The organism is Spirillospora sp. NPDC047279 (assembly GCF_040643285.1).
In the GTDB taxonomy this organism is placed as follows: Bacteria; Actinomycetota; Actinomycetes; order Streptosporangiales; family Streptosporangiaceae; genus Spirillospora.
This window is the reverse complement of sequence record NZ_JBEYUA010000001.1, coordinates 566,091-578,643: the sequence shown is the minus strand read 5'-3', so window position 1 is coordinate 578,643 and position 12,553 is coordinate 566,091. Positions and strand designations below refer to the sequence as shown.

The following is a 12,553-nucleotide window of genomic DNA, read 5'->3' as shown; positions in this document are numbered from 1 at the left end:
CCGGCGAAAGGTCGTCCATTCGACTGAAAATCGGCACGAACTGTCACAGGAGGGGGCAGTGGCCTGTCTTTCTCAGCAGGACGGAGCCATGGACGACGGGAGCGAGACAGTGCCGCCAGCAGGTACCAGGGACCGGATCCGGGTCCGCATGACCGCGCGCGCGATCGACGAGCCGCACCGCGCGGCCAGCCCACTCGAACTTCTGTTCGATCTCACGTTCGTGGTCGCGGTCGCGGCCGTCACGGTCCAGCTGGCGCACGAGATCGCCGACGGGCACGCCCTCTCCGGGCTCGTCCCGTTCCTCCAGGTCTTCTTCGCGGTCTGGTGGGCGTGGATGAACTTCACCTGGTTCGCGTCGTCGTACGACACCGACGACGTCGCCTACCGGCTGCTGACCCTGGTGCAGATGGGCGGCGTGCTGGTCCTGGCCGCGGGCGTGCCGGCCGCGGCCGAGGACTCCGACTTCCGCGCCATCACGCTCGGGTACTTCCTCATGCGGATCGCCCTGGTCGCCCAGTGGTTGCGGGCCGGCGTCGAGGACCCGGCCGGACGCCGTACCGCCCTGCGGTACGCCGCCGGGATCACCGCGTTGCAGGCGGGCTGGATCCTCCGGCTCGTCCTCGCGGAGACGGGCGCGCTGCCTTCGGCGGCCCAGCTGCCGTCGTTCGTCGTGCTGGCCGCCCTTGAGCTCTCGGTGCCGTGGTGGGCCGAGCGCACCAGCCCCACCAACTGGCACCCGCACCACATCGCCGAACGGTACGGCCTGTTCACGATCATCCTCTTCGGCGAGAGCGTCCTGGCCGCGTCCAACGGCGTCGGCGGCGCGCTCGAAGCCGCCGGACCGAGCGTTCCCCTGATCGTCATCGCCGTCTCCGGGCTGGTCCTGCTGTTCGGACTCTGGTGGCTCTACTTCCTCACCCCGGCCGGCGAAGGGCTCAGCGACCGGCGCGACCGCTCCTACCTGTGGGGGTACGGCCACTACGTGCTCTTCGCGGCCCTCGCCGCCCTCGGTGCCGGCCTGGAGGTCGCCGTCGAGCGGACCGGCCACCATCTCAAGGCCTCCGACCTGGCGATCTGCTACGCCGTGGCCGTTCCGGCAGCGATCTACATCGTGGCGCTCTGGCTGGTCCACCGGCCCATCGTCGCCGCGCCCGCCCTCCGTCCCGCCGTGGTGGCGGCCGGCGCGACCGCCACCCTGCTGCTTCCCCTCGCCGTCCCGCTCACCGGAGTGCCCGCCGCCGTCGCCGCCATCGCGGCGGTCTGCGTCCTGATGGTCGCCGTCACCTACCGCCCGCTGCTCTCCGGCGGCCGGACGCCCTCCCCGTCCCGGGCGGAGGAGGGCAAGATCGGTACGTGAGGATGGCGGCGCTGCACTCGGTGTCGGCGGAGATCGAACCGGCGCCCTGCGAGACGACCTCGCGCCCTGCGCGGCGCGACCTGCGCCCGTACGTCGTGGCTACGCGAGCTTCCGTTCCACCGCCGGAGGGCCCCAGCGGCACCGGCTGCTGCCGATGACCCTGACCACGCTGATCATCGACCTGGCGGGCGCCGCGCGGATGGTCACCGGACCGCGCCTGGCGGACGTCCTCGGCCCGCGTGCGGACCTGCTGGCGGAACGCCTGGCCGGGACACCCGGGTGGCCCGCCGGCAACGCCCTCTACTCGGCGAGCAAGGGGCGCGCCGGAGCAGAGCGTGGCGTTCACGGCGCATCAGCCGCTCCGTCGGCTGCGCAGGGATCAGGCCACCGGCTCCATGGCGGCGCCGAGGAGGATCATGCGGAGGGCGCGTTCGGCACCGTCCGCGAGGAACTCCTCGCCGCGCGACAGGGCCTCCAGGAGGCCGACCGGGCCGGGGAGGATCCCGGCGAACGCGTCGATGCCGCTGCCGTAGACCAGGTGGGCGTCGGCGCCGATCGTCCCGGCCAGGGCCAGGACGGGCTTGCCGTACCGCTTGGCCCGCCGGGCCACCTCGGCGGGGATCTTGCCGCGGGAGGTCTGCCGGTCGATCGCCCCCTCGGCCGTGATCACCAGGTCCGCGCGGGCGAGCAGCCCGTCCAGGTTCACGTGCTCCAGGAGGACGTCGAAGCGCGGCAGCAGGCGGGCGCCCACGGCGGCGAGCCCGGCTCCGAGGCCGCCCGAGGCACCGGTGCCCGGTCCGGTGCGCAGGCCGGTCGCGCCCAGGTCCCGCTCCAGCACCTCGGCCCAGCGGCACAGTGCGCGGTCGAGCACCTCGACCTGGTCACGGGTCGCGCCCTTCTGCGGCCCGTACACGCGGGCCACGCCGTTCTCGCCGCACAGGACGTTGCAGGGATTGCACGCGACCAGGAGCTCGGTGCGGGCGAGGCGGGGATCGAGCCCGGAGACGTCGATCCGGTCGAGCCGGGTCAGTGCGGCCCCGCCCGGCGGGAGCTCGCGGCCGGAGGCGTCGAGGAGGCGGGCGCCGAGAGCCCGCAGCGCGCCGGCGCCTCCGTCCGAGGTCCCCGAGTCGCCGCAGCCCACCAGAACGCGCCGGGCGCCGGCGTCCAGGGCGGCGGTGATCAGTTCGCCCACCCCGGCGGTGGTGGTGCGGGCCGGATCGCGGGCGTCGCGGGGCACCAGGCGCAGGCCCGCGGTGGCGGCCATCTCGACCACGGCGGTGAGCGGGGCCGGGCCGCCCATGAACGCGTAGTGCGACTCCACCGGCAGGCCGACCGGGCCCGTGGTGACCGTGGGGACGATCCGTCCGCCGGTGGTGCGGGCGAGCGCAGCCGCCGAGCCCTCACCGCCGTCCACCAGCGGCAGGGAGTCGATCGTCGCGTGCGGGACGACCCGCCGGACACCGCACGCGATCACCGCCGCCACCTCGTCGGCGGTCAGCGATTCCTTGAACCCGCTCGGGGCGATGACGATGCGCAACGGACTTCTCCTTCGGGAACGGGCGAACGGTGGTGGACCGGGGGGTCAGAGCGAGAGGCCGAGCAGCGGCCAGACGTACAGGGCGAAGACCAGGACCAGCGCGGCGGTGAGCGGGGCCAGGACGGCCGACACCCGCAGCAGGTCGCGGGGCGTGTACGTGGTGACGCCCTCCACCTGGTGGAAGAGCGCCACCGGCTTCGCCGACGACGGGAGCGTGAGGCAGAACCCGGCGGCCGCGGTGGAGGCGAACGCGGCGGCGGCGGGCGAGATCCCCGCCCCCACGGCCGCGGTGATCACCAGTGGGACCAGCACGCTCGACCGGGCCGACCGTGACTGCAGGACGAGGTGGGCGAGCGTGCTCACGACGATCACGCCGGCGAGGAGGACCCAGGCGGGCGCGCCCCGCGTGCCGCCGAGCAGGCCGCCGGTGATCCAGGCGGCGGCACCGGACGTGGTCAGCGCCACGCCCATCGCCATGGTCGCGGCCATGAACAGCAACATCGACCAGGGCACGGTCGTGAGGGACTCGCCGAGCGTGACGGTGCCCAGCCAGGGCGAGGCGCTGATGATCGCGCCGACCAGCGCGACGACCGCGGGCGGGACGCCGTGCAGCGGCTCGCCGCACCACAACACGACCACGACCGCGAGCAGGGCGGCCGAGCGGGCCTGGTGCTCGGTCAGCGGCCCGGTCACGGTCACGCCGGCGGCCTCGCCCACGTCCTCGGCGCTGATCGACACCGGCCGGCGGCGGTCCTCGCGCGTGGCGGTCAGCAGGAGGACGACCTCGGCGGCCAGGTGTGAGGAGACGAGCGCCAGCGGCGTTCCCAGCAGCAGCCACTGGACGAAGCCGATCCGCTCCCCGGTCGCCCGCGCCAGCATCTCGGCGGTGATGAGGTGCGCGCCGGCGCCGATCAGCGTGGCCACCGCCGACAGCAGGATCACCGCCGGGAAGATCAGCGCCAGGGCCAGCACCACCCGGCGGCGGTCGCGCAGCGCCCTCGCCAGCGCCAGGAAGATCGGCAGAGCCAGCGCGGCCCGGCCGGAGGTGGCGGGGATCGCGAACGCGGTGGCGACCAGGGCGGCGGTGGTCAGGTGCGCGAGCCCGCGCACCGTGCGGGCACCGGCGACGAGGAACGCCGCCATGCGGGTGGCCAGCCCGGTCCGGGACACTCCGGCCGCGATCACGAAGGCGCAGATCAGCAGCCAGATGGTCGGATCGCCCAGGCTGCCGAACAACGTCTCCGACTCCAGCGCGCCGGTGGCGACCAGCACCAGGCCCGCGCTCAGCGCCACGAACGTGTCGTCGACCGGGCTGAACATCCACAGCAGCGTCGCCACCGCGAAGACCGCCAGGGTGATCCGGCCGCCGGCGCTCAGGCCGCCGGCACCGAACATGATCCAGGCGCACGCCACGACGGCCGCCACGCCCAGGATCGCGTACCGCCGCGCCGCCTTCGCCGGCATCGGTCCCGTGCGCACCGATCCCGCCGGCACGGTCGTCGCCGCCTTCGTTCGCACCGTCGTCCGCACTGCCGCATCGACTCCTTCACAGACCCGTCCGAGCTGACACATCGATCATCTGAACGGGCGGTGAGCGAGCCGTGAACCCGAGATGAAGCGACCTTCATCCGGAGGGACGGCGAGGTCAGGGCAGCCGGTACCCCATCCCGCGGACCGTCTCGACGCAGCCGTCGCCGAGCTTCCTGCGCAGCGCGCGCACGTACACGTCGACGATGTTGGAGCCGGGGTCGAAGTCGTATCCCCACACGTGCGAGAGGATCTGCTCGCGCGACAACACCTGGCCCGGATGCCGCAGGAACAGCTCCAGCAGGACGAACTCGCGCGCCGTCAGGTCGACCGTGCGGTCGCCGACGCGGGCCCGGCGCGTCCGCAGGTCGAGCGCGAGGTCACCGGATCGCAGCACCGTCACCTCCGGCGCCCGCGCCGCCCCGCGCAACCGCAGCCGGACCCGCGCCAGCAGTTCCTCGAAGCGGAACGGCTTGGTCATCCAGTCGTCGGCGCCGCCCTCAAGGCCCGCCACGGTGTCCTGGACGGAGTCGCGCGCGGTCAGCACGATCACCGGCGTCGTCACCCGCGCCTCGCGCAGCGCCCGCAGCACCGTGAAACCGTCCCGGCCCGGCAGCCCGATGTCCAGCAGGATCAGGTCGTAGCCGGAGCCGAACGCGTGCGCCAGCGCGCTGTCGCCGTCCTCGGCCACCGAGACGACGAAGCCGTTGGCCTTGAGCCCCTTCTCGATGAACGTGGCGATCCGGAGTTCGTCCTCGACGATGAGGATCCTGTTCATGTGCGGTGTCACCGTCCTTCGCGGGCCGCGCGGGGCAGGTCGAGTTCGAATCGGGCGCCGTGCCCGGGTGCGCCGCCGACGCGGACCGTCCCGCCGTGGCCGGCGGCGATGGCCGCGACGATCGCCAGGCCGAGCCCGGCCCCGGTCCGGTGCCGGCGCGTGCCGCCCGTGGTGGCGGTCGAGGAGCCGCCGTGCGCGAACCGTTCGAAGATGCGCTCGACGTCGTCCGGGGGGACGCCGGGGCCGGTGTCGGCGACCCAGAACACCGCCCGGTCGTCGTCCAGGGCGGAGCCGACGCGGACCGCGTCGCCGTCGCCGGTGTGCTGGAGGGCGTTGTGCGCGAGCTGGACGACGGCCTGCGTGACGCGCTGCGGGTCGACCCGCGCGTCGCCCTCGCCGATCCCGTCCAGGATCCACTCGCGATCGCCGAGCGCCCGGACCTTGGCGTAGATGTCGCTGGTCAGCTCCGTCACCGGGACCCACTGCACCTGGACGAAGTCGGGCCGTTCGGCCTTGGCCAGCAGCAGGAGGTCCTCGACGATCCGGCTCATCCGGTCGAGCTCGTCGGTGACCAGCCGCATCGTCTCGGCCCGCTCGTCCGGGTCGTCGCCCATGAGCTCCAGATGACCGCGCACGATGGTGATCGGCGTGCGCAGCTCGTGCCCGGCGTCGTCGACGAACTGCCGCTGGGTGGCGAACGCGTGGTCCAGCCGGTCCAGCATCGCGTTGAACGTGGCAGCCAGCTCGCCGACGTCGTCGCGGCGGTGCACCGGGATCCGGCGGGCCAGATCCTGCTCGGTGATCTCGGCGGCGGTGCGCCGGACGAGCCGTACCGGGGCGAGGATGCGGCCGGACACGATCCAGCCGATCCCGGCGCCGCCGAGCAGCGCCGCCGCCGACACCGTCCCCATGACCCGCATCGTCTGCCGCACCTCGGCGAAGTCCCGGTCGATGAAGTAGGCGATGACGAACGTCGCCGGCCGCCCGCCGTCCCGGGTCACGGTCTCGACCTTGGCCCAGCGGATCTCCCCCGCCGGGCTCGCCGTCCGCCCGGACGACCCGTTCGCGCGCAGGACGCGCCCCAGCACCGCCCGGTCGTCCGCCAGGTCGTAGGGCCCTTCGCGATCTTGCCGGATGACGCGCCCGCCGGGCTCGATCCCGAGCAGCAGCTCGTCGTCGTCGGCGTGCTGCCGCCGCAGGTGCGTGTACAGCAACTGCCCCGCGTCGGTGAACGGCGTGCCGTCCGCCGGGTTGCGCCCTTCCTGCGCGAACCTCTCGAACTCCCTCGCCTCCTGCTCCAGGAGCTTGTTGCCGTCGCTCTCGACCTCGGCGATCAGGATGGCGCGCACGGCGAACGCGACGGAGCCGAGGGCGACCGCCATGACCGCCACCAGCCACGACAGGATGCGCAGACGAGCCGAGAACCCGGACCGGGCCCGCCCGTCAACCGTCATCCGCCCCGTCGTCCGCCCCGTCGTCCCCGATGTCGTCGGCGTCATCGTCGTACGTCGGCGGCGGTGGCGGCACCACCGAGGGCCGCGTGGCCGACGGGGACGGGGTGCCCGCCGGAGCGGTCGGCGGCGGAGTGGCCGAGGGCGACCGCTGAAGGGGCGGCGGCACGGGAGACTCGGAGCCGTCGCCGCCCACCTGCACCCGGGCCGGGACGCGCGGCTGCTCGGCCGGCTCCGACAGCGCCTGGCTGATCCCGGCGATCCCCAGCGGGACCGCCACGATGGCGCCCAGGATCCCCGCACGTTTCAAGGTGCTCATGGCGCCGAGCCTGACCTCCGGAACGAAGGCGACGATGAGCCCAAGATGAGGATTCGTTCATCTCAACCACCCCGGCCTGCAAACGTCCAGGTCAGGCGGATACGTTCCAGCCCCGGAAGGGGCGTGGGCCACTCCGCGACAGGATCCGGAAGCGGTGGCTCCCGCTGACCCTGCCGCGAGGTCAGGGGGTGGGGGCGAGGTGGACGGGCATGTGGCGGACGCCGGTGTGCTTGTTGCTGCGGGTGAACTCGACGGGGGCCGTGAGGTCGACGGTGGCGACGCCGTCGAGGAGGGCTTCGAAGACGACGCGCATCTCGATGCGGGCCAGGGCACCGCCCAGGCAGAAGTGGCCGCCGCGGCCGAAGGCCAGGTGCGGGTTGGGGCGGCGGGTGATGTCGAAGCGGTGCGGGTCGGGGAAGGCGCGCTCGTCGCGGTTCGCCGAGGCCCACCAGAGGGTGACCTTGTCGCCGGCCTTGACGGCCTGGCCCGCGATGGTGGTGTCGCGGGTGGCGGTGCGGCGGTTGTACGGGGTGGACGAGGCCCAGCGGAGCATCTCCTCCACGGCGGTGTCGAGGTGGGATCGGTCCACCTGGAGGGTCGGCCAGGCGCCGTGTTCCAGGAGGGCCAGCATGCCGAGGGCGATGGAGTTGCGGGTGGTCTCGCTGCCGGCGGCGATGAGGAGGTTGAACAACATCTGCTGTTCGAGGTCGGTGAGCGGGGCGCCGTCGATCTCCGCGTGGGCGGCCAGGGAGAGCAGGTCGTCGGCGGGTTCGGCGCGTTTGCGGGTCAGGAGGTCGGTGCCGTACGCGAACATCTCCGCCGCGGCCTGCCGGGTGCGGTCCGTGGTCTGGCCCAGCTCGCGGTCGTCGTAGTCGAGCGTCACGTTCGCCCAGGACAGCAGCCGGTGGCGGTCCTCCTGCGGGACGCCGAGCAGCTGGGCGACCGCCTGGAGGGGCAGTTCGGCGGCCAGGTCGGTGAGGAAGTCGCAGTCGGCCTTGTGCACGGCGTCCGCCACGATCGTTCGGGCGCGGGCGCGGAGGTCCTCCTCGATGAGCCGCAACGTCCGGGGTGCGACGCTCGGGGTCAGCAGCCTGCGGAACCGCGCGTGCCTCGGGTCGTCCATCATGTTGAGCAGGACGCCGGCCGCGAACCCGCTCGGCAGGTCTTCGAGCAGGGTGCCGCCGCCGTCGCGTTCGCCGCCGGTCTCGGAGGAGAACGTCTCGGGGTCGCTCGCCGCCACCACGACGTCGGCGTACCGGCTCAGGACCCAGAAGCCCTCGCCCCCGGGGGTGCGCGGCGTCGGCGGGTGGAACCAGACCGGGGCGTCCCGCCGCAGCACGTCGAAGACGTCGTGCGGGAACCCCCGAGCGAAGCGGTCCAGATCGGTCAAGTCGATGTCGTCCATCGAGGACTCCGCCCTGTCGTTCTCGCCACGGTGTCACGGGCGACGGAGGCGGAGCAAGCGCTTGGTCAGAGCCGGGCGGGGACCTCGCGCGGCTGCCGGATGGCGTGCTCCAGGAGCTCGATCAGCACGACCTTGGCCGACTCCCGGTCACGCGCGTCGAACAGGATGATGGGGATGTCCGGCGACACGTCGAGGGCGGTGCGGATCTCGTCCTCGGTGTACTCGATGGAGTGGTCGAACCGGTTGACCGCGATGACGAACGGCTCGGCCCGCTGCTCGAAGTAGTCGATGGACGCGAAGCTCGCGGTGATGCGGCGGGTGTCGACCATGACGACCGCGCCCAGGGCGCCGCGCGCGAGCTCCTCCCACATGAACCAGAACCGCTCCTGGCCCGGCGTGCCGAAGAGGTAGACCGACAGGCCGCCGCTGAGCGTGATCCGGCCGAAGTCCATGGCGACGGTCGTGGTCTTCTTGCGCTCCAGGTCGCGCAGGTCGTCGACGCCGACGCTGACCTCGGTGAGCGCCTCCTCGGTCTGCAGCGGCCGGATCTCGCTGACCGCCCCCACCATCGTGGTCTTGCCGGCGCCGAAGCCCCCGGCCACGAGGATCTTGTAGGCGGCGCGCGGCGCGGGGGCGCCGTCAGATGGTTCGTAGTTCGTCACGGATCCTCCTCAACGTCGCGAGATCGGGAAGCTCGGTCGGTGCGGGCAGGTCGATTCGCAGCAGGTGGTGTTCGATGAGCTCCTCCAGCAGCACCTGCATCACGCCGAGCGGCAGTTCGAGCCGCGAGGCGAGGTCGGCCACGGTGTGCGGGATCTGGCACAACCAGAGGAGGCGCTGGTGTTCGGGCGACAGCCGCAGCCGGGGCGGCGGCGGGTCGCCGGACGTGACCAGGATCGTGACCAGATCCAGCGCCCGCCCGCGCGCCCGGGTCCGGCCACGCGTGATGGCGTACGGACGAACGAGCGGACCGGCGTCGTCGTCCAACCATCGCTCACGGTGGCCGCTCATCCGGGATCACCCCGTGCCGGTGGAGGAGCCCGCGGTGCGGGGCCGGGCGGCCAGGTGCCTGCTGACCCGTTTGACCAGCACCGTCATCTCGTAGCTGACCAGGCCCGCGTTGGCCCCCGTCCGGCTGAGCAGGGCCAGGCAGCTGCCGACCCCGGCGGGCACCACGAAGAACAGGCCGTCCTCCAGCTCGATCACCGCCTGCCGCACCTCGCCCGAGTCGAGGTGCGTGCGGGCCCCGGCCGCCAGGCTGAAGAACCCCGCGGCGAGCGCGGCGAGGAACTCGGCGTCCTCGCGGCTCATCCCGCGCGTCGCACCCATGATCAGGCCGTCGCGCGACAACACCAGCGCCTTGCGCACGTCCCCGACCCGGTCGACGAGGTCGTCGAGCATCCAGCCGAGCTCACCGGCGATGTCGGGCTGTGTCATGGTGTTCCCTCCCCCGGCGCGTCAGTGCGCGCATTTCCTGTCTCGTCCTCGCGTCCCGGCTGGTCACGGCCGCGTTCCCAGCCGCCCTGGATGGCCCCCCACAGGTCGCGCGTCTCCTCGGCAGGCCGCTCGGCGGGCTCCCGCGGCTCCTCGGCCCAGGACGGGCCGGACTCCCGCGCCGTGCCGCGGGAGCGCAGGGCGCTCTCCCGCAGCTGGGGAGCGAGGTTCTCCATCCGCCGGCGCCGGGTGAGCACGGGCTTCTCCTGGGACGTCGTCGTCCCGACGGACTGCGGCGGGGCGGGCTCCTGGGCCGGTGCCGATGGTTCGAGGCCCCATCTCTCGTACGGCGCCGGCTCCGGCCGTCCCGTGTCGTACCGCGGCTGCTGCGGTGCCTCGTACTGCGGCTGTTGCGGCACCTCGTACTGCGGCTGCGGCGGCGATTGCGGCGGCGCGTCGTAGCGCGGCGTCTCCTGCTGCGGCATCTCGTACGGCTGCTGCGCCGGGGGGCCGCCCGCCATGGTGACCTGGACGATCTCGTCCGAACGCTGGTGCCGCGACGGCAGCGGGACCTCGTCCGTGCCGGACCCCGACGGGCCGCCGACCCCGGTCAGCGAGACCGGTTCGGGGCTGCGTTCGAGCGCGCCGACCACGAGCGCGTGCGGCAGCAGGACGATCGCGGTCGTCCCGCCGTAGAACGACTCCTGGAGGCCGACCCGGATGTTGCGGCGCGCGGCGATCCGCGCGACCACGAACAGGCCGAGCCGGTCGGTGTCGGCGAAGTCGAACTCGGGCGGGTCGGAGAGGATCTGGTTGAGCCGCGCCCGTTCGGGTTCGTCGATGCCGATCCCGCGGTCCATGATCTCGATCGCGTAGCCCTTGCCGACGGGCTCGCCCCGGACGTTGACCTCGGTGTTGGGCGGCGAGAAGAGGGTGGCGTTCTCGATCAGCTCGGCCAGCAGGTGGACGACGTCCGCGGCGGCGTTGCCGATGAGGGAGATCTCCTCCGACGTCGAGACCTCGACCCGCGCGTAGTCCTCGACCTCGGCGACCGCGGCGCGCAGCACGTCCACCATCGGCAGCGGACGGCTCCAGCCACGTCCCGGGGACGCACCGGAGAGGATCACCAGGCCCTCGGCGTGCCGGCGCATGCGGGTGGTGAGGTGGTCGAGCCGGAACAGGTCCTCCAGCACGTCGGAGTCGGCGCGGCGTTCCATCGCGTCCAGCAGCCGGAGCTGGCGGTGCAGGAGCGACTGGTTGCGCCAGGCCAGGTTGAGGAAGACGCGGTTGATGCCCTGCCGCAGGCTCGCCTCGCCGACGGCGCTGACCACGGCGGTGCGCTGCAGCTCGGTGAGGGCGTCGGCGACCCGGCCCACCTCCACGGTGCGGCCCACCGACAGCGGCGGCGCCTCCGCGCTCACGTCCACCTGTTCACCGCGGCGCAGCCGGGCGACCACCGAGGGCAGGCGCTCCTCGGCGAGGTTCTGCGCGACCTTCTGGAGCTCGCGCAGCTCCCGGCCGAGGCCGCGGCCGAACAGCACCGACAGCGCGATGGAGACCAGCACCGCGATGAGACCGAGACCGCCGGCGATCACGAGCTGGAACGCGATCCGGTCGCCGATCGGCTCGGCCTGCTTGATCAGCGCGGCGCTCGCGGTGTTGACGGAGTTGGCCCAGGCCGGGCTGAGGCGCTGCGACAGCTGCGTCCATTCCGCGGTCTGGGCGGGGGCGAGACGGCCGCCCGAGGCGATGATGGCCGCCTCGAGCTCCCGGAAACGCCGGTAGTCGCTCGACTCGCTGAAATCGCTGAGGGTGGCGGCCATGCCGCCGGACAGGTCGCCGAGGCCGGCCTCGAAGAACTGCTGGCCCGCCCCGGCCCAGCGGGCGAACTCGCCGCGTTCGACGGCGGTCAGCCGCCCGCCCTGCGTCTGCGCGGCGATGATCAGGCAGTCCTGGCGCATCGCGAACTCGCGGGACCAGCTCAGGCTGATCATCGCGCGGCCCGCCTGGAAGATGTCCAGGTCCTTGATGATCACCAGGCCGCCGAACAGCCTGATGGTCGATCCGACGATGTCGTTGTAGCCGGCGAGCGCGTCGGCGCGCCGGACCGAGCCGGCGTCGATCTCGGCGCGCAGCGCGCGGAGCCGCTGGAGCTTGCCGGACACCTCGTCCAGGCGCGCCCGGATGGCCGGCCCGGCGTCCTCGCGGACGTCGGCGTTGAGGGCGGTGCGGCGGAAGACCACCTCCGCGGCGTCGGTGCGCGCCCGCTGCGCGGCGAGCTGGGTGCGGTCGCGGCCGCCGGTCGCCAGGTACGCCACCGACAGGGCGCGCTCGGCCTGCAGATGGACCGAGACGAGGACGCCCGGCTGCCCGATCTTCTCGTTCGTGCGCTGGACCTCGTACCGGCTGAGGGCGTTCTCCAGGGTGAGGCTCGCGGCGAACGCCCACAGGCCGACCAGCGAGGCCAGCGGCACCACCAGCAGGACCGTGATGCGCACCCAGACCGGACGGCGCCGGGGCCTGCGGTGCGGGCGGGCCTCGGACGCGCCCCCCGCGCCGGGAGCGGTGGCCGGCGCGGGTGCGGGCGCGGCGGAGGCGGCGGGGTCTTCGGAGCCTTTCCTCGGCTTCGAACGTCTCATCGGCGGCCACCTCTTCGCGCCCGAAGGTCTCGGTACCGAGTACTCCCAAGGGTGCTCAAGACGCCTTCACCTTTCGTCCGGTACGAGCCCATGATCGAAAAGGCCG

11 protein-coding genes are annotated in these 12,553 nt (G+C 73.2%); 1 reads left to right on the top strand and 10 read right to left on the bottom strand.

Annotated elements, in window-relative coordinates:
* Positions 1 to 88 precede the first annotated feature (88 nt).
* Positions 89 to 1,357: a low temperature requirement protein A gene (locus ABZ810_RS02830; RefSeq protein WP_358398344.1), complete on the top strand. Its 1,269-nt coding sequence runs from the start codon at positions 89 to 91 to the stop codon at positions 1,355 to 1,357.
* Between the two features lie 379 nt (positions 1,358 to 1,736).
* Here the strand turns inward: ABZ810_RS02830 and ABZ810_RS02825 are convergent, their stop codons facing one another.
* The 10 genes from ABZ810_RS02825 to ABZ810_RS02780 all read right to left on the bottom strand — a co-directional run bounded on the left by ABZ810_RS02825 (position 1,737) and on the right by ABZ810_RS02780 (position 12,447).
* Positions 1,737 to 2,894 carry a glycerate kinase gene (locus ABZ810_RS02825; protein WP_358398342.1) on the bottom strand — a complete coding sequence of 386 codons (1,158 nt, stop codon included), beginning with the start codon at positions 2,892 to 2,894 and terminating at the stop codon, positions 1,737 to 1,739.
* 45 nt (positions 2,895 to 2,939) lie between these two features.
* Positions 2,940 to 4,424 (bottom strand): SLC13 family permease, encoded by a 1,485-nt coding sequence (locus ABZ810_RS02820; protein WP_358398340.1) that lies wholly within the window; start codon positions 4,422 to 4,424, stop codon positions 2,940 to 2,942.
* A gap of 115 nt (positions 4,425 to 4,539) precedes the next feature.
* A complete protein-coding gene (locus tag ABZ810_RS02815) occupies positions 4,540 to 5,199 on the bottom strand; it encodes a response regulator transcription factor (protein ID WP_358398338.1) in 660 nt (219 codons plus the stop codon).
* Positions 5,200 to 5,207: 8 nt separating this feature from the next.
* Positions 5,208 to 6,653, bottom strand: coding sequence for a HAMP domain-containing sensor histidine kinase (locus ABZ810_RS02810; RefSeq protein ID WP_358398336.1), 1,446 nt, complete (start codon positions 6,651 to 6,653; stop codon positions 5,208 to 5,210).
* Positions 6,643 to 6,969, bottom strand: coding sequence for a hypothetical protein (locus ABZ810_RS02805; RefSeq protein WP_358398334.1), 327 nt, complete (start codon positions 6,967 to 6,969; stop codon positions 6,643 to 6,645). The genes ABZ810_RS02810 and ABZ810_RS02805 overlap by 11 nt, the downstream gene beginning before the upstream one ends.
* A gap of 181 nt (positions 6,970 to 7,150) precedes the next feature.
* Positions 7,151 to 8,374, bottom strand: coding sequence for a cytochrome P450 (locus ABZ810_RS02800; RefSeq protein WP_358398332.1), 1,224 nt, complete (start codon positions 8,372 to 8,374; stop codon positions 7,151 to 7,153).
* A 65-nt stretch (positions 8,375 to 8,439) separates the two neighbouring features.
* Positions 8,440 to 9,036, bottom strand: a complete 597-nt coding sequence (locus ABZ810_RS02795; protein ID WP_358398330.1) for an ATP/GTP-binding protein — start codon at positions 9,034 to 9,036, stop codon at positions 8,440 to 8,442.
* Positions 9,014 to 9,385 carry a DUF742 domain-containing protein gene (locus ABZ810_RS02790; protein ID WP_358398328.1) on the bottom strand — a complete coding sequence of 124 codons (372 nt, stop codon included), beginning with the start codon at positions 9,383 to 9,385 and terminating at the stop codon, positions 9,014 to 9,016. Before ABZ810_RS02790 ends, ABZ810_RS02795 begins: the two co-directional genes overlap by 23 nt.
* A gap of 6 nt (positions 9,386 to 9,391) precedes the next feature.
* On the bottom strand, positions 9,392 to 9,811 hold the full coding sequence (locus tag ABZ810_RS02785; RefSeq protein ID WP_358398326.1) for a roadblock/LC7 domain-containing protein: 420 nt from the start codon (positions 9,809 to 9,811) through the stop codon (positions 9,392 to 9,394).
* Entirely contained in the window at positions 9,808 to 12,447 is a 2,640-nt protein-coding gene (locus ABZ810_RS02780) for a nitrate- and nitrite sensing domain-containing protein (RefSeq protein ID WP_358398323.1), read from the bottom strand. Before ABZ810_RS02780 ends, ABZ810_RS02785 begins: the two co-directional genes overlap by 4 nt.
* Between the last annotated feature and the right edge of the window lie 106 nt (positions 12,448 to 12,553).

Excerpts from the sequence above, each read along its gene's own strand:
- ABZ810_RS02800 (WP_358398332.1), bottom strand. The coding sequence starts at position 8,374 with ATGGACGACATCGACTTGACCGATCTGGACCGCTTCGCTCGGGGGTTC.
- ABZ810_RS02830 (WP_358398344.1), top strand. The coding sequence starts at position 89 with ATGGACGACGGGAGCGAGACAGTGCCGCCAGCAGGTACCAGGGACCGG.
- ABZ810_RS02780 (WP_358398323.1), bottom strand. The coding sequence starts at position 12,447 with ATGAGACGTTCGAAGCCGAGGAAAGGCTCCGAAGACCCCGCCGCCTCC.
- ABZ810_RS02815 (WP_358398338.1), bottom strand. The coding sequence starts at position 5,199 with ATGAACAGGATCCTCATCGTCGAGGACGAACTCCGGATCGCCACGTTC.
- ABZ810_RS02790 (WP_358398328.1), bottom strand. The coding sequence starts at position 9,385 with ATGAGCGGCCACCGTGAGCGATGGTTGGACGACGACGCCGGTCCGCTC.
- ABZ810_RS02810 (WP_358398336.1), bottom strand. The coding sequence starts at position 6,653 with ATGACGGTTGACGGGCGGGCCCGGTCCGGGTTCTCGGCTCGTCTGCGC.
- ABZ810_RS02785 (WP_358398326.1), bottom strand. The coding sequence starts at position 9,811 with ATGACACAGCCCGACATCGCCGGTGAGCTCGGCTGGATGCTCGACGAC.
- ABZ810_RS02805 (WP_358398334.1), bottom strand. The coding sequence starts at position 6,969 with ATGAGCACCTTGAAACGTGCGGGGATCCTGGGCGCCATCGTGGCGGTC.